Genomic DNA, 18380 nt, shown 5'->3' on the forward strand with positions numbered 1-18380 from the left:
CTAACAATAATAAATTTTATCCCAATTTTCCCAAAAATTCACACCCAAGAAACCGTTTTTTTTAACTATTGTCAAGGGAGGCAACGAAGTATTTTGGTAAAAAACCCAGGTTTCGGGGAAAACTTAGTTTTATAAAGTTTACTAAACTTCACAACATAATTCTTAAATTATAACAATTCTACATGGTTAGTTTTTTTATATTCCCCTATAAGTTCGCTAAATAAATCACAAATTGTTCGAGTTGGTGCAGGATAACTTCGATAATTTTTTATAAAAAAGCGCCGTAGAATAAGCAAAATAGAGAGGGAAAAACATAAATTTTTGGCTAACTAACATAAAAAGGAATTGTAGATTTCAAAAAAGTCTTGATTCCAACATAAAGTGTTGGTTTCGTTACTCAACAAAACAACCAGTTACTAAGACTTAAAAGAAATTATTATATTTATTGGTCGCCGGTTAGAATAGGATAAAATAGCTTCACGAAAAAAGGAACACGGAGATGTCTACAAAACAGACTTTCTCTTGGTCGTTAGAGAAAATCCTAGAAAAAATTTCAGAAATTGCACTTCAACTCAACGAGTTCGTGGATCGGGAGACAATTTTGCAATGTGCGGTAGAAGAAACCAGGGTACTGCTGCAAACCGATCGCGTGATTATTTATCGCTTCCTAGCAAAAGGAAATGGTGTAGTATTTGCCGAATCGGTTGATGCCCAGTGGCCGCGAATCCTAGGAAAACAGATTTATGATTCTTGCTTTGAAGCCACCTGGGTAGAACGTTACAGCCAGGGACAAACGAGTGCCATTTCTGATATTCACGCTAGTGATCTTCAAGCTTGTGATGTCGAATTGCTCGATCGCATCCAAGTTCAGGCAAATTTAGTTGTGCCAATCTTGCTAGATGGCAAACAGCAGCAATCTCCGAAGCTTTGGGGACTGTTGATTGCTCATCAATGCCGAAGTCCGCGTCAGTGGGAACCTCTCGACATTCAGATCCTGCAACAGGTTGCAGTGCACATCGGGTTGAGGATGCGGCATCTGGAATCTCACCCCCCGGTGCAGGAGCTAAACCAACCGCCGGAACTCGAAACAGCACCGAATCAAACTGATCCCAATACAGAAAGCGCGCCAAGAGTCAATCATCAAAATTGTCTACCACCAGAGTTTGCCTGTTCCCTGACCGGCGATATTGTCCACCTCAAAGCCTTTGACTTGTTACAAAACCCGATCTGGATATTTGATATTGAGGATTGGCAAATCCGGTGGGCAAACCAAGCATCTTTGTACCTGTGGGATGCTTCCACGCCGCAGCAACTCGCGAGCCGCAACTTTAGGGATATGTTGTCAGAGTCTACTCGGATTCGCTTGCAGACCTATGTGCAGCAGTTGGAGCAAGGTCAAACCTTGTCCGAACAGTGGACGTTTTATCCGGGCGGTGAGCCCGTTTCTGTCTGCTGTCGGTGCTCTGGCATCAGGATTGAGAGCGGGCGTTTGGCAATCCTGGTGGAGGGTAAGGTCGAAACCGCTCATCAAATCGAACCGGAAACCCTGCGATCGATCGAGGCAATCCGACACACTACGCTGATGGTTTCACTGTACACTCTCGAAGGTGTGCCGCTGCTGCAAAACCCGGCTGCCTTGCGCTGTTACGGGGATGCGCTGCATCCTGGCTCTGCGACCGATAATGCTTTTGTGAGTCACTTTGTTGACTCTCAGGTAGCAGAGCGAGCAATGGCAGTTCTTAAGTCCGGTGAGGTATTTAGCACGGAGGCTCAAGTGATGACTCTGGCGGGAATTCGCTGGCACGGGATGGACGTGCGCTGTACCAAAGACCCGGTAACAGGCAACCCGATGTTGCTCGTGAACGAAAAAGACATTACCGACCGCCAGCAGACAGAAACAGCCCTGCAAAAGAGTCAAACCCGCTTGTCAGAAGCCCAGCAGGTTGCCCACATCGGTAACTGGGAATGGGACGTGATTACGGGTAAAATTACCTGGTCTCCCGAACTCTTCGAGATTTTGGGACGCGACCGGGCCCTGGGCGAACCTACCTATGAAGAAAACCTGCGGATTTACCATCCCGAAAGTGCCAAACAGCTACACCTGCTAGTTCAACGAGCACTCACTCACGGGCAGCCTTATCTATTGCGGCTCAAAATCCTGCGCCCGAATGGTTCTATCCGCTATACCGAAGCGCGAGGACAAGCCGAACTTAATGCAGAGGGACAAGTCCTTCGGTTGTTTGGTACATCCCAAGACATTACGGATCTTGTCAAGGCGGAAACAGAACTCAGAGAAATGAGTACAGCTCTTGCTAATGCCGTCGAAGGCATCTCGCGGCTGGATGTTTTCGGACGCTACATCACCGTTAATCAAGCCTACGCCAATATAGCGGGTTATCAGCCTGAAGAAATGGTTGGTATGAATTGGCAGAAAACAGTTCATCCCGACGACTGCCACAGGATGATGACGGCTTATCAAAAAATGCTAGCCGAGGGCCGAGTCGAGGTTGAGGCCCGTGGTATCCGAAAAGATGGCTCGATTTTTTACAAGCAATTGGTGATGTTGGCAGCTTACGACTCGCAGGAGCGATCGATCGGGAATCACTGCTTTATGAAGGATATCACCGATCGCAAGCAAGCAGAAGCAGCATTGCAACAAGAGTTCGAGCGTCTGGCTGTGGTGATTGCCACCCAACAGGAAATCGCCATCCGCAATCCTAACCTAGATGCAGTGATGGCGGTGATTACCGATCGAACTCAAAAATTGATCGGCGCCGATGGGGCAGTGATTGAAATCCTGGAAGGGGATGAATTGGTGTATCGGGCAGCCAGCGGTATCGCCAGCGCCTATGTTGGATTACGGATCAAAGTAGGGACAAGTTTATCGGGAAAATGTATTGCGACCGGCCAAATTATGCTTTGCGATGATTCACAAACCGATGCACGGGTGGAGCAGTCTGTCTGTCAGCGCATTGGTATCCGGTCACTGGTGGTTGTTCCCTTGTTCTATCAGGACGATCGGGTTGGCGTCTTAAAAGTTGTTTCAGCTAGACCCTGTGCCTTTACAGAGTCAGATATTCATACCTTACAACTGATGGCCGGGTTTTTGGCGGGTAGCCTGCATCTGGCTTCAGAGTTTGATGCTAAAAACATTCTCCTGAGTCAATTGCAGGAAAGTGAGGAACGGTATCGTTCTGTGATTACAAGCATGACTGAAGGCGTCATACTTCAGCTAGCAAACGGACAAATTACTACCTGTAATGCTAGTGCCGAAAGGATTATAGGGTTGACACCCGAACAAATGATGGGGCGTACATCCAGAGATTTAGAGTGGCGAATCGTTCAAGAAGATGGCTCTCCCTTCCCCAGCGAACAGCATCCGGCAATGATCACCCTACGGACGGGAAAACCCGTATCAAATGTGGTGATGGGCATTCACAAATCGGATAAAACGCTGACTTGGATTTCGATTAATTCGCAACCGCTGTTCCAAATGAATCAGTCTCAACCCTATGCAGTAGTGACGACTTTTGCTGATATTACAGAACGCAAGCGGGCCGAGGAGATGCTCAGACACCGGGCGGAACAAGAAAGATTAATTGCTACGACAGATGGGTTAACACAAGTAGCAAACCGCCGCTGTTTTGATGAGCGATTGCAGTCGGAATGGCACCGGCTAATGCAGGGGAAACAACAGCTTTCGTTGATTATGTTGGATGTAGATTATTTCAAGCGATATAACGATTGCTACGGACATCAAGCTGGGGATACTTGTTTGGTGCAAGTGGCTTCATCGGCTGCACAAGCGGTTAAACGTTCATCGGATCTGTTTGCACGTTACGGGGGCGAAGAATTTGCTGCTATCCTGCCGACTACGGATGCTGCAGGGGCGATCGCGGTTGCTGAGTCGATGCGTCAGGCAATTCGAGATTTGGCAATTCCTCACGAGCAATCTGATGTGAGCGTGATCGTTACCGTTAGCATGGGAATTGCGACTGTTATTCCCACTGCGGAAACATCACCGGATGAACTCGTTGCCCTCGCCGATCGAGCATTATATGATGCGAAACGACAAGGGCGCGATCGCTACATAAGCGCCAACCGCATGACGGCGCCTGAGGTCAATCCAGTTGTAGAATAGGCAAAAGCTAGGTAGCTCGTAGACCGCTCCTAGAAAAACGGGATAAAATTCCTGGAAGTATTGATATATGGTTATTTACCTGATCCGTCACGGTATCGCAGCCGCACCCGAAGAATATGATACAGACTCAGAACGACCGCTGACTAAAGAGGGCGATCGTAAAACCCGGAAAATTGCCCAGCGGCTGTACGAACTCGAAATTCAGTTTGACCTGATTCTCACCAGTCCCCTACTGCGGGCGCAGCAAACCGCCCAAATCCTGCAAACAGTAGGTTTGAGTTCCCAAATAGAAGAATCCCCCGCCCTCGCACCTTCAGGAGACATTGGGAACTGGCTGAAGTGGTACAAGGAGTGGCAGGAAACAGGTAGTCGCAACTTGGCCCTGGTGGGCCATCAACCAGACTTGGGCAACTGGGCAGAAACTTTGCTTTGGGGTCGATCGCAAGATGCCCTCATCCTCAAAAAAGCAGGCATCATCGGCTTAATCCTTCCCGAAATAGGCTCCCCGGTAGGCCGCAGCCAAATGTTCTGGCTGACTCCACCCAAGTTTTTACTCCCCTAGAAACCGCGAACAGGCCCGACATTAACAGGACGCGCCAGCCCTCTTAAAACGGCATTCTGGTAAGGCGAAACCGGGAAAAAGGGGCGACAATACGCAGCGGTGCGATCGGGCTCTATGTTGAAAAACTCGGTGTTTGAACCGCCATTAAAGGATTATTTGTCAAGACTGTGACACTATCTTCGTTTCTGGTAATGTACTTTTAGTAGATTGAACTCACACAAAACGGTATCGCAATGGTCGTCGGCGAATTCAAACCAGGTTTAGAAGGTGTTCCCGCCACCTTGTCCAGCATTAGCTACGTCGATGGACAAAAAGGGTTGCTGGAATATCGCGGGATTAGCATCGAGGAACTGGCACTGAAAAGTTCCTTTCTCGAAACTTCATATTTATTAATCTGGGGGGTACTTCCGACAAAGGAAGAACTAGAAGCTTTCGAGCATGAAATTCGCTATCACCGCCGGATCAAATATCGCATCCGGGACATGATGAAATGCTTTCCTGAAAGAGGACATCCAATGGACGCCCTGCAAGCTTCAGCGGCAGCCTTGGGCTTGTTCTACTCCCGCAGAGCTTTGGCTAACCCAGCATACATTAGAGAAGCTGTCGTGCGGCTGCTAGCTAAGATTCCCACAATGGTAGCAGCGTTCCAGCAAATGCGACGGGGAAATGACCCGGTGCGGCCGAGGGATGACTTGGACTACTCGGCTAACTTTCTTTATATGCTCAACGAGCAAGAACCCGATCCGCTGTTAGCTAGCATTTTTGACACTTGTCTGACTCTCCACGCCGAACATACAATTAATGCCTCTACATTTTCGGCAATGGTAACAGCTTCGACGCTGACAGACCCTTACGGAGTGATTGCTTCAGCAGTTGGCACTTTGGCGGGGCCACTGCACGGGGGAGCTAATGAAGAAGTGATTGATATGTTGGAGCAAATTGGTTCGGTAGAAAATGTGCGGGCTTTTGTCGAGAAGAGCGTTGCAAATAAGGACAAAATCATGGGCTTCGGTCACCGAGTTTACAAGGTGAAAGATCCGAGAGCAACTATTCTTCAGAGGTTAGCGGAACAGTTGTTTGAGAACTTCGGCCACGACGATTATTACGACATTGCTGTCAAGTTGGAAGAAGTGGTTGAGGAGAAATTGGGTCACAAAGGAATTTATGCAAATGTAGATTTCTATTCTGGTCTGGTTTACCGAAAAATGGGAATTCCGCTCGACTTGTTTACGCCGGTTTTTGCGATCGCCCGCGTTTCCGGCTGGCTGGCCCACTGGAAGGAACAACTAGAGGCAAACCGCATTTACCGCCCGACTCAAATATATACGGGGACTCACGGTGCTCCTTATATTGCGATCGAGGACAGGCTCCCATCCTAAAGCACAATGATCAACCCAGATATGACAATGGCGAGAGGAATTGTTTTGCTTTCGTGAAGTGTTGAATTAAAAATTGCTTTCGCGTTGGGAGTCAGGAAGCAATCTCTGTCTACCAAAAGCTGCCGTGCTGGGTTGCACCCCTCTTGTAGGTTGTGCTGTTTGTTGGCGACAATAGTAAGAAGTGACGATTTTCAGGAACTCCGGTCCTCAGGCTTGCGGGTCTGAGGCTTTTTATTGGAATATCAAAGTTGCAGCCGATTTAGGGGCGAATTCACCAAGTAGGTAAAATTGGAGGCAGAGCCTCCGCATCGGCGTTACCAGGAAGAGCCTGGTAACGAGTAGACTAGCTAAATCTAAACAGATTGAGTTACATGATGGCGGCTAGTCAATTTATCCAATTGATTCACCAACAAACTTAGGAACAATCCCACATCGGTAACAACTCCAGTAGATTCGATCGAACCCCGATCGCTCAATTTCGTCACCACCGCCGGATTAATGTCCACACACACCATCTTCACACCCGCCGGCGTCATATTTCCCACACCAATTGAGTGCAGCATAGACGACAGCATTAACACCATATCCGCACCGCGTAACAGCTCAGTATATTCTTCTTGAGCCTTAACTAAATCCATTTGCGTGTCGGGAAGTGGCCCATCATCGCGGATCGAACCTGCTAGGGAAAACGGGATATTATGCTTCACGCACTCGTACATGACACCGTTAGTAACCAGCCCGGCTTCAACAGCTTTTGCAATACTCCCGTAACGCCGCACAGTGTTAATTATTTTCAAGTGGTGCCGGTGTCCGCCACGCACAGCAACACCGCGTTTCATGTCAACCCCTAAAGAGGTTCCCATATTCGATTGTTCCATGTCGTGAACCGCGATCGCATTTCCACCTAAAAGCGCTTGTACGTAACCTTCACGAATTAAGTGCGCTAAATGTTCGCCACCGCCGGTGTGGATAACAACAGGCCCCGCCGTAACTACAACTTTGCCACCGCGATCGCGAATTTGGCGCAATTCCCACGCTACTTGTTCCACCACCAATTCTACACGGCGCTCGCTAGAAACGCTGCCAGACATAAAGCTGAATTCTTGAGAATTGCGCTGTTCCCGCGATTCCGTTTTGCGGATAGTGCGGATGCCGACCACATCAACAACGACTTTTTCTCCTACTTTTAAATCGCGCAATAATTTGCATTTAGCCACTGGGCCATCAGCAGTTTCAGTAATAGCAACGGCACCGTCCATCCGCTGATTTTGCGCTTTCACCCACTGACCATTTACCCGCACTTCCGTGGGATAAATTGTACTCACATAAAAGTCGTCCGGGCCGACACCCTCTTGCACTACGGGTTCTAAAATAGCGTCGCAAATTTCTTGTGGCGGGGGAACTGCACCCAAGTCAATCAACATTCCCATCATTTCTTCCATCACATCGTGGGAAGGAGCCGAAACTTTAACGTCGGCAGATGATGTGCTTTGCCGCTGCTCTCCTAAATTGAAATTGAGCACTTGGAAACTGCCGCCGTTTTCGATAATTAAGTCTAAAGCGCGGCTGATTAAACCAGCATCGAGCAGGTGGCCGTCCATGCGAATTGTGCGGCTTTCTACCATGACATTTGCCGATCGATCTTCTTGCACCGGTTCCGTTACCCGCAGCGTCAAACACTTACAGGCGCCCCCCGCTTTCAGAAATTCGCTCATCGGCGTTTCAATTACTTGAAAACCTGCCTTAGTAATGCGCGTTTTCAAGGCTTCGCTAACCTTGTTCATTACCACAACTTTGTCAATATTGACGGCATTGCAGGCAAAATTTGCGGCATCGGCTTCTTCAATGGCAATGCGTTTTTCCGGCGCCACTCGCATTTCAATTAAGCGGTTGGAGTAGGAGTCAAATGCTGCTGGATAGTAGAGCAAATAGCCGCCTGTCAAGGGACAAAAACAGGTGTCTAGGTGATAGAAACGTTCGTCTACTAAACGCAGCGAAAGCACTTCTATGTTGAGCCATTTTGCTAGTAACGGGTGCGAGTCGAGTTCGGAACGGAAGCCGTATCCGGCCCACAACCAGCGTCCTTCCCGATCGAGCAAAGCATCGCCAGCGCCCTCAAACGGCAAGTCTTTCGGAAGTTCGTGCACGGTGAAACCTTTGCTTTCAAACCATGCTTTGAAATAGGGTTCTTCGCCTTGGCGTTCTTTGTGATAGAAACGGCTGAGGACGAAGGTATTGCCTAAAAGTAAGCCTGCGTTGGCGGTGAAAACCATATCCGGCCAGCCTTTTTCGGGCGGTACGAGGTCTACAACGGCGTTGTCTTTGAGGACGTGGTAAAGTTTTTCCCACTGTTCGACGGCGCGATCGCGCGATGATTTGTGGACATTTCCCTCCATCCACGGATTAATCACGTAATCCACATCGTAGTGGTCAGGAGCACACATGAGGAAGCGAATTGAGTCAGTCATAATTCAGTTAAAATGTGGTAGACGCTACAGCAGACGTATGTTGACAGAGTTTGTATAATAGCAACTGTAATATTCACTACTAATTTTAGCAGCCCAACCTCTGGAGCCTCAAAAGGCTAACTCTTGATTATATCATGTTTAAGATGAGATTACACTAAATGACAGACCGTTCGCAGGAAATACGGGAGAAAATGTCAGGTTATGACGCACTCTAAAATAGGTTCTGATAGACGATTAATATGATATCCGTTGAATTGCCCCCCATCTTCCGGTCGGGGCGGGTTTACGCTCTTCTCTGGTCTATATTAAAGATTGTTGGTGAACCGGTCCCCACAAGAATTATCGTTAATTTACCGCCCATGATTTCACAGCTTATCCTAACTTTTAACTTTTAACTCTTGCGAAATCGGCAGTTCGATCGCAAATTCTGTTCCCCGGCCAACTTCGGAATAACACTCCAACTTACCACCGTGGGTGTCTTTAACAATTTGGTAACTAATCGACAATCCCAAACCCGTGCCACTGCCGATCGGTTTGGTAGTAAAAAACGGGTCAAATATTCTTGACTGAACTTCGGGACGGATACCGGGCCCGGTGTCAGAAATCCGCACACACACTTGATTTTCTCGGCTGACTTCAGTAACAATGCGAATCTGGTTAACTTTGCAAGTACAGTTTGCTGATGACTCTTCCACAGCGTCGATCGCATTCAACAACAAATTCATAAATACCTGGTTTAATTGAGCCGGATAACACTCGACTTTTGGCAGTGTGCCGTAAGTTTTAATAAGTTCAATTTCCCGACGCTTTGGCTGTGACTGAAATCTGTGCTGCAAGATAACCAAAGTGCTCTCTATCCCTTCATGAATGTCTATTACTTTGCACTCTTTTTCGTCGAGTCTCGAAAAGTTTCGCAAAGACAGCACGATCTGCTTAATTCGGTTAGCACCTTCTTCCATTGAAGCCATGATTTTTGGGAAATCTTCAGCGATAAAATCTACCTCGACTTCTGCCAGTTCTTGGGCAATTTCGGGAACTGGTTCGGAATAGTGTTGCTGATAAAGACCAAGCAATTTTACCAAATCGCGAGCGTACTGTGCTGCGGGAATAATATTGCCGTAGATAAAGTTGACGGGGTTATTAATTTCGTGGGCAACTCCCGCTACCATTTGCCCGATACTTGACATTTTTTCGGCTTGAATGAGCTGAGATTGAGCCTTTTTTAAGTCAGCCACAGTTTTTTCTAACTGTTTCGATTTTTCTCGTTCTCGCTGTTCGCTAAATTGCAAATCTACTTGTGCTTGTTTGCGATCGCTAATATCAATATGCGTGCCCGTCATCCGCAAAGGATTTCCCGAAGCGTCGCGTTCCATCACCTTCGCTTGAGCTAAAATCCACTTCCACTCGCCGGATTTTGTCAGCATCCTAAATTCCACTTCGTAAGTAGGATTTTTGCCTTCCAGGTGAGCATTTAACGCTGCTTTAGCCGGAGACAAATCCTTTGGATGTACCAGTTGCTCCCAGGATGCAAAACTATTTGCTATTTCCTCTACTTCATATCCCAGCATCATTTTCCACCGCGGATTAAAATAGACTTCTCCCGTGGCAAGATTCCAATCCCACAATCCCATCGCACTGCCTTCAAATGCCAGATAAAAACGTTCTTCGCTAAGAAGCAAAGCTGCTTCGGCTTGTTTGCGATCGCTAATATCCATGACTGTTCCCAACAGTTTGATTACTTCCCCGGTTTCGTTAAAAACAGCTTCTCCCCTTCCTTCCACGTATAGGATTTGACCGCTGGGATGCAAAAATCGGAACTCTTTTTTGTAGGAAATTCCTTGTGAGATAGCGAGGGTGACAGTTTCTTGAAACAAGTCTCTGTCGTCGCGATGACACATCTTTAAAAGTTGGGCAGATGTCGGTTCAGGTGCACTTGAGTCAAGACCAAAAATGCGGAATACTTCTTCTGACCAAATACTTTTATTTGTGACGACATCAAATTCCCAACTGCCGATATGGGCAATTTTTTGGGCTGCTGCTAGACTAGCTTCGCTGTGCTGAAGTTTAAGTCGCTGTTGTTTATCTTGTTCGAGAAGATTGGCTTGAGCGATCGCAATTCCTATTTGTGCAGCCACAGTTTTCAATAATCCGATCTCATCTTGCGTCCAGTGGCGGGGACGATCGTACTGGTGCAAGCATATCATTCCGTTGGCTTTTCCCTGATAGGAGGTGCGTATGGAGATCATCGACTTCAAACCTATTTGACAGTACAAATCTCTGACGTTTTCTAGCAGGGGTTCGGCCAAAACATCGTCAGAAACTACAGCTTGATCTTGGGACAATAAAAACTGAACGTGAGGATTGCCCTTTACGGATATTTCTAAATCTAAAAGCGATGTTGATGCGGCTTTTCTGTACTCAGCGACATTAAAAATTCGGGGAACAGGGTTTTCTGTGTAGGTGTGAATCAAGCAGCAATCGGCATTAAAAATTCGACCTATTTGGGCCGTCGCTGTTTGAAAAACTTGATCTGGATTTAAGCTGTAGCGGATTTCGAGAGTAATTGTTTCTAGCAGAAATCTTTGCTTGATTTGCCGTTCCAAAGCAGCTAAAGCTGTTTTAAGTTCGAGTTCTGCTTGTTTGCGATCGCTAATTTCAGCAGCAGTTCCCAAAATTTTCCACGGTTTGCCCTGCGCTGTTCTGGCAAACACGCTCTCCCGGCTGCAAAACCACCGATATTCACCATTCTTGTGCTGTATTCGGTATTCAAAATCAAAGCTTTCGCCATCTTTTGCTGTCTCAAATTTTTTTCTTTGTTCGGAGAATGCAGGGATATCGTCAGGGTGTATTAACTTAGGAATAAATGTGGCTGCCATCTCCTGTATTTCTTCAAACGTGTAGCCAATATCGCTATAGATTTCGCGGTTGACGTAGAGACTTCTCTCTTCTATCAAATCGTAAACGTACAATAGATTAGGATTCGTTTTAATTACTGCCGACAGCCAGTGCTGGCTTTCTCGTAGTTGTGCTTCGATCCGCTTGCGTTCTTCTATTTCAGCTTCTAGCAGCGCATTTTTGGCTAAAAGTTCCTTAGAAAGCCGACTGAGTAGCAGTTGATTTTCGACGCGAGCCACGACTTCTTCTATTTCAAACGGTTTAGTAATGTAGTCTACCGCCCCCAACGAGAAAGCTTTGACTTTATCAAAAACTTCATTTAAAGAGCTGATAAAAATCACAGGAATATCTTTGGTTTGCGGACAGGCTTTTAGCTGTTCGCAGACTTGATAGCCATCCATACCGGGCATCATGATGTCCAGCAAAATCAAATCCGGTGGACTCGATAGAGCAAAGTTGAGAGCCAATTTGCCATTTCGTGTCGGCCGCACTTTATATCCCCGCTTAGACAAAAGCTGGGATAAAAGCCGCAAGCTTTCTGGATGGTCGTCCAGCATTAAAATATTTTCTTGTAAGACAGTGTTTTGAAGTCTAAGTGTTTCTAGTCTTGGATTTTTATTGTCAGTTGTATTCACAGCAGACCCTCAAACTATTCAATTTGTATATGTGGGAATATTTTTAAGTCATTAACCGTTTGTAGCTAACACTCTCCGGTAAACCAGCACAACTATTGGGTAGATAGCACACTCCTAAATTATCTCTAATTATATCAAAAATAAGGATAGTTTGAAAATGTGTGGAGTTCTAATTATCGCAGTCGCTCAAGAAAACAGCCGAGATTCCTCAAATCACAGGCTAAGCAAGCAACTTTCATTAAAGGTAAAATTTTTACAATGTCTAGAACCGGGTTTCGCCTGCCTTTACCTGGTGGCTCGCTATTGTGTTTTCTAAGCAAATATCCTTAGTCGAAATGACAACTAAAACACCGCCTGACCAGTGGTGTCAACTTAAGACTAAAATCCTTTGTTTCTCTGGTTTGTATCCAAGTCTTGAGTCCCGTAAATCCCCTTCCTTAAGCAAGGCTAGGAGGATTTAGGCATAAGTGTCAACCAGTATACCGTTACTACATTTGAGCTTAAGTTGACACCAATGGGCCCTGAAACACTCCTAAAATATCTTATATTTTATTTGCACCGTCCGGCTGATTTATGGTATCTTTGTCTCGGCCTGCAATTCCCCACAAGCGGCGTACACGGCTTTCACGTTATACCAATTCAGAAAAATCCGAGCAATTTCTAAAGCTAACTGCGGCTTGCCTTGGTCAATCAACCACTGCAAAAAAGGAGTCATCGTTCGCTCGTTCAGCATCCCACCCAATGATAAAAATCCCCACAGGATTTGGTGCAAAAAAGTCATTTGAATCATCATCCGCACTTCCCAATTAGGGTGCTTTTGATAAAACAAAACTCCCATTCTCCCGCGCTGAATTTCTCGGTCAATCATGCCCGGAATTTGCTCTAAACTAAAAGGTGGATGCCAGTGATAGCCGACAGCAGCCGGACATTTAATGAGTTTTAAACCTAAATTTTTCAACCTAACTCCCAACTCTAAATCTTCCCATCCATACAGTTGAAAGCGAGTGTCAAAGAGTCCAGCAGCCAGCAGCCAGTGGCGCGCGATCGCCACATTTCCCGTAGCAAAATAAGCAGCAGAAAAATCCGTTATTTTGTAAGGTTCCGAAGTAGGATTCTCGAAATTGCAAGTATTAATCACGCTGCCGTAAGTAAAAACCGCATCAGTATCTTTGTAACCCTGTAGCAAAGCATCTGCGTGTGCTTGCAAAAAATGCTCTGTTACGACCAAATCGCTGTCAATAAAAATAATCGTATCGCCCTTAGCATCTTCAACGCCCAAATTCCGGGCAGCGGCGGGGCCTTGGTGACATTGGGCGATCGATCGCACATGAGGCAATAAGTCGGCATCTGCAGCCAACCACTCCAGCGTCCCGTCCGTCGAGCCGTCGTCCACGACTATTACTTCATACTCTCTGACAATCTCACTGAACTGCTGATTTTCCAAAGCCTGTAGACATTTTGCCAAAATCGGTTTACGATTATACGTCGGAATCACAACACTAAAAAACACGGTTTTTCCCCATCGCCACAGTTACCGTATCCCACGGTAGCAGATTTTTCGCAGCAACTCCCCCGGTAAATAGCCAAGTTTAGCAAAAAAAGAATATATAAATCTGTACTATTTCTGACAAGAATCGATCTCAATTAGGTGCATAATGAAAAGTCGGTTAAACCTCACATTAGGCACCATTCTCAAGAACAGGCAAGATGCCTGTTCCACAAAAATGATATTTTTTTGTGGTGTGGGCATCTGGCCCGCCCTGAAAAGCTTAGTGACAAGGGTGCAAGATGTCAGTTAAATTCAGGATGTAAATAGCAATGAGTCGCGCTAAAAAAGTTGTGCTAGCATATTCCGGCGGAGTCGATACCTCCGTCTGCATTCCTTACCTCAAAAACGAGTGGGGTGTGGAAGAGGTAATTACTCTGGCTGCGGATTTGGGACAGGGAGACGAATTAGAACCGATCCGCAAAAAAGCTTTAGCATCCGGTGCTTCGGAATCTTTAGTTATTGATGCTACCGAAGAATTTGTCAAAGACTATGCGTTTCCAGCGATTCAAGCTAACGCACTTTACGAAAACCGTTATCCCCTTTCGACTGCCCTGGCTCGCCCGCTGATTGCTAAATTGTTAGTAGAAGCTGCGGAAAAATACGGTGCAGATGCGATCGCCCATGGTTGCACAGGTAAAGGAAACGATCAGGTGCGGTTCGATGTGTCGATCGGCGCGCTCAACCCCAAGATTAAGATTTTAGCACCCGCGCGGGAGTGGAAAATGAGCCGCGAGGAAACGATCGCATACGGCGAGAGATGCGGCATTCCGTCCCCGGTGAAAAAGTCTTCTCCTTACAGTATCGATCGCAACTTATTGGGAATGGCAATCGAAGCCGGAATCCTCGAAGATCCGTGGGCGGAACCGCCGGAAGAGGTGTATTTGATGACAAAGGCGATCGAACAAACTCCCGACACACCCGAATACATAGAAATCGGTTTCGAGTGCGGAAATCCTGTCAGTTTGAACGGCAAAGATTTATCACCAGTCGCCTTAATTTCCCAACTAAACGAAATAGTTGGAAACCACGGAGTCGGCCGAATTGACATGATTGAAAACCGCTTAGTCGGGATTAAATCGCGGGAAATTTACGAAACACCAGCGATTTTAGTTTTGATGCACGCGCACCGAGACTTAGAAAGTTTGACGTTGACAGCAGATGTGACGCGGTACAAGCGCGGCATCGAAGAAACCTACAGCCAAATGATTTACAACGGCCTTTGGTACAATCCTTTGAAAACTGCTTTAGACGCATTTATTCAGGACACACAAAAGCGAGTAACTGGAACCGTGCGGCTCAAACTATTCAAAGGCAATGCGACAATTGTTGGCCGCAAATCTGACAATTCTCTGTACAGTTTCGACTTGGCAACCTACGGCGCAGAGGACGAATTCGATCACAAAGCTGCCGAAGGATTTGTCTATGTTTGGGGGCTACCAACCCGCATTTGGTCGGAGAAAAATAGAGGTTATAAATAGGAGCGAATTAGGGTTAAAAACTTGATATTAACCCGCCGAATCGAATTCGGATGAAAAATTCGATGTTAACTAAGAGCAGGGTGGGCTTTGCCCACCTGTTTCGTGGATTAAAAGTGGGCGCGCATCGCTCTTTTCTACCTATGCCTGACTGAATATTTCCAAAAAATCTTGCACCAGTAGATTCGGTTGTTCGCTGCATCGGGTAGCGTCGTAATGTTTGACAAGACAGATGCCAGAATCTATCAAAAGCCGATCGCGCATTTCATCTTCTGTTGCGTTTTGATAGCAGGATTCACTGTCTATTTTCAGTATCCCGATCTTTTTTTGGTGGAAGATCGGAAAGTCAGCTTCTTGGTTTTGTCTCCCTGCGGCTGTTGTCCGTCGGAGTTGGGGGTTGAGGTTTAGGAATCCTCAAATACTAGAGTTTCTCAAGACTTACCAGCAATCCGAACTAGCACGGCTGGCGGCCGAATCAGCCTTGCGCGAGCTTGTTTCTCAACTGTTAAATTCGGGTATGAATTTAGAATAAGTGGCACAAATGATGAATTTATCGACATTGGAAGTACAGCGATTAGTAGGAGGAAATGAATGAGCGATCGCCTGCTTTGTACCTTCAAATTACAGCCTCGGATCGACAGGTTCGCTCTCCATCGCTAAAACTCCGAAAACGCACTCGTGAACTTGTCTCAAAGGAGCACCCGCAACAAATCTCTCCAATGCTTCTACACCGAGAGCAAACTCTCGCAACGCCAAAGAACGCTTGCCGGAAAGTCCGCGCGATCGCAGTTTTTCTAAATGTTCCGGCAAAGAATATTCAAGACCGTAAATAATCCGCAAATACTCTTTACCGCGACATTTTACCGCAGGCTGTACGAGTCCTTTGCTATTTTTCACAATAAAATCCATTGGTTTAACAACCATTCCTTCGCCTCCTGAATCAGTCATTTTTTCCCACCATTGAATCCCCGCCAATTGGCTGTCAAAATCTGCTGTTTCAACTATTTTGTATTCAGTAGCTAACAGCAATTCAGGGTCAGCTTTACAAATTTGTGAACTGTGTTCCATGTGCCAACAGTGATTTTTGTCAGTGTGAACAGTTCCCTCGGTTGCCAAGATGTGGAAAGGTGCTAATTTGAGGTCAAAGAGCGATTTTACTGGCCAGCAGTAGCGCTGATAGGCATGAACATAGCGATCGGCTAGTTCGGCTCGCTCTTGGTAGCTAGTCAGCAAAGAATTAATTTCAACTCCCCGCTGGTTGGCCTGTTCTAAGTTCTTAATTGCCTCCGCAAACCCGTGACGAGATGCTGTCCCCACGGCGGCGTATTGCTCTTTTAATAAACCTTGAGCTTTAGCTGACCAAGGCATTAATTCGCAGTCCAAACACACCCAATCGGTTTGAAATTTCTCCCAAAAATTGCTGGCAGTGAGAGCGACATTTACCCGCGCTAAAAATTCTGTTTCTAAGGTAGAATTATCGAAAAAATGCCGTCCCGTGCGGGTGTAGCAAATGCCCATACTCTCGCTGAGAATGCCAAAGCGGCGTAAAGCTGCCGATGCGTCGCGGCAAACAATTACAACTGCACGGGAACCCATGTGCTTTTCTTCGCACACAACTGTCGATATGCCCTGCTGTTGGTAGTAGCTAAATGCTTCGGCTGGATGTTCTAAAAGTCCAGGTTCTTTGGAGGTAGCAGCGGGAGACATCGTGGGCGGCAAATAAATCAGCCATTTGGGATTGGCGGCAAACCGACTCATTACTTCTAGGGCTGCGATCGCATTTTCTTCTTTAATCGTAATGTTACTTTGCAGGCGAGTTGAAATGATGCGCTTTCCGAGTACGTCGCTAATGTCCAGTACGTCATCAAACTGCTGTTGGGCGGTGAGATTTACTGCCGCAAAACCGCTATTGAGCGCGGGTGAATTAATGTCTCTATTGTTAAGTGGAGTTGGGCTGTCTTGAAAGAGGATCAGTTTGGCAGGCTCGCAGTAAATTCTAGCAGCAGGAACGCTGACAAATTCTCTTTCGGGATACCGCAAAGCTGTTAGTTTGCCCCCGAAAACGCAGCCGGTGTCAATATCAACAGTATTGTTCAACCATTCTGTTTCTGGAACGGGGCTGTGTCCGTAAACAACTGCTGCCTGACCTCGATATTCGGCGGCCCAATTGTAGCGGACGGGCAAGCCGAATTCATCGATTTCGCCAGTTGTTTCTCCGTACAAGGCGAAATCTCGAATGCGGCCCGATGCGCGTCCCTGAAATTCAGCTTTCATCCCGGCGTGGGCGACGACTAATTTTCCGCCATCGAGGACGTAATGCCCAATCAAACTATCTAAAAATTGGCGAATTTCTCGTACTGCTGATTCGCGCAATTCATCCGGTAAAGCGGCAATTTCTGCTAAGGTTTGTTCGAGTCCGTGGTTGATTTTGACATTTTTGCCGTTGAGTTTTCGCAGCAGTTTGATGTCGTGATTTCCAGGTACGCACAAAGCTGTTTCTGCGAGTACCATGTTTCGCACGAGTTTGAGGGTGTCGAGAATGCGCGGGCCCCGATCGACCAAATCGCCCAAAAACACGGCTTTGCGCCCTTCTGGGTGCGCGTAGGTGGGAAAATTCTCCAAATCGGATTCGCTGGATTTTTCGATAATTTGATAGCCCAACTGTTGCAGCAATTGTTCCAATTCGTCGCAGCATCCGTGAACGTCGCCTATGATGTCAAAAGGGCCGCAGTCGCCTTTGCGATTGTTCCACAAAGGTTGTCTCTCGACTTCTACGGCGTCGATTTCCTCTGGGGAACGGAGGACGTAAACGTAGCGAAATCCTTCCCTATCTAGAGATTTGAGCGATCGCTTTAAATTCTGAACGTGGCGGCGAATTACATGATTTCCGAAATTGCGGTTTGGACGTTGTTGATTGCGATCACCACACAATTTTTCTGGTAAATCTAGCACAATAGCAACCAAAAAGCAATGGTATTTTCGGGCTAATTCCAACAAAGATTTGCGGCTTTCCGGCTGAACGTTGGTGGCATCAATCACAGTTAGCTTACCCGCGGCCAGACGTTTAGCAGCGATTAAATGCAATACTTCAAAAGCATCAGCGGTAGCCGCTTGATTGTTTTCGTCGTCGGAAACCAGACCGCGGCAGTAATCCGAGGAAATGATTTCTGTAGGTAGGAAATGTTGGTGGGCAAAGGTAGATTTGCCGGAACCGGATGCACCAATTAGAACGACTAGGGATAGTTCTGGAATGGTAATTTTCATTGTTTAATAATA

General features: G+C 46.6%; 8 protein-coding genes. 4 read left to right on the forward strand and 4 right to left on the reverse strand.

Annotation, left to right across the window (positions count from 1 at the left end):
• Positions 1 to 499 precede the first annotated feature (499 nt).
• The 3 genes from QUA74_RS01740 (at position 500) to QUA74_RS01750 (ending at position 6082) form a co-directional block, all read left to right on the forward strand.
• A complete protein-coding gene (locus QUA74_RS01740; RefSeq protein WP_333324391.1) occupies positions 500 to 4141 on the forward strand; it encodes a diguanylate cyclase domain-containing protein in 3642 nt (1213 codons plus the stop codon).
• Between the two features lie 67 nt (positions 4142 to 4208).
• A complete protein-coding gene (gene sixA, locus QUA74_RS01745) occupies positions 4209 to 4703 on the forward strand; it encodes a phosphohistidine phosphatase SixA (RefSeq protein ID WP_333324393.1) in 495 nt (164 codons plus the stop codon).
• A gap of 233 nt (positions 4704 to 4936) precedes the next feature.
• Positions 4937 to 6082 (forward strand): citrate synthase, encoded by a 1146-nt coding sequence (locus tag QUA74_RS01750; RefSeq protein ID WP_333324395.1) that lies wholly within the window; start codon positions 4937 to 4939, stop codon positions 6080 to 6082.
• 353 nt (positions 6083 to 6435) lie between these two features.
• Here QUA74_RS01750 and argZ read toward each other — a convergent pair whose 3' ends face one another.
• The 3 genes from argZ to QUA74_RS01765 form a co-directional block, all read right to left on the reverse strand.
• Positions 6436 to 8550 carry a bifunctional arginine dihydrolase/ornithine cyclodeaminase gene (argZ, locus tag QUA74_RS01755; protein WP_333324397.1) on the reverse strand — a complete coding sequence of 705 codons (2115 nt, stop codon included), beginning with the start codon at positions 8548 to 8550 and terminating at the stop codon, positions 6436 to 6438.
• A 377-nt stretch (positions 8551 to 8927) separates the two neighbouring features.
• Positions 8928 to 12080 (reverse strand): PAS domain-containing protein, encoded by a 3153-nt coding sequence (locus QUA74_RS01760; RefSeq protein WP_333324398.1) that lies wholly within the window; start codon positions 12078 to 12080, stop codon positions 8928 to 8930.
• A 571-nt stretch (positions 12081 to 12651) separates the two neighbouring features.
• A complete protein-coding gene (locus QUA74_RS01765) occupies positions 12652 to 13590 on the reverse strand; it encodes a glycosyltransferase (protein WP_333324400.1) in 939 nt (312 codons plus the stop codon).
• Positions 13591 to 13898: 308 nt separating this feature from the next.
• Here QUA74_RS01765 and QUA74_RS01770 point away from each other — a divergent pair, with 308 nt between their 5' ends.
• Complete coding sequence (locus QUA74_RS01770) at positions 13899 to 15107, forward strand: argininosuccinate synthase (protein WP_333324402.1); 1209 nt, start codon at positions 13899 to 13901, stop codon at positions 15105 to 15107.
• Between the two features lie 618 nt (positions 15108 to 15725).
• Here the strand turns inward: QUA74_RS01770 and QUA74_RS01775 are convergent.
• Positions 15726 to 18368 carry a polynucleotide kinase-phosphatase gene (locus QUA74_RS01775; RefSeq protein ID WP_333324404.1) on the reverse strand — a complete coding sequence of 881 codons (2643 nt, stop codon included), beginning with the start codon at positions 18366 to 18368 and terminating at the stop codon, positions 15726 to 15728.
• Positions 18369 to 18380 lie beyond the last annotated feature (12 nt).

Origin of the sequence: Microcoleus sp. LAD1_D3, from assembly GCF_036702135.1 — a bacterium.
GTDB lineage: Bacteria > Cyanobacteriota > Cyanobacteriia > Cyanobacteriales > Microcoleaceae > Microcoleus.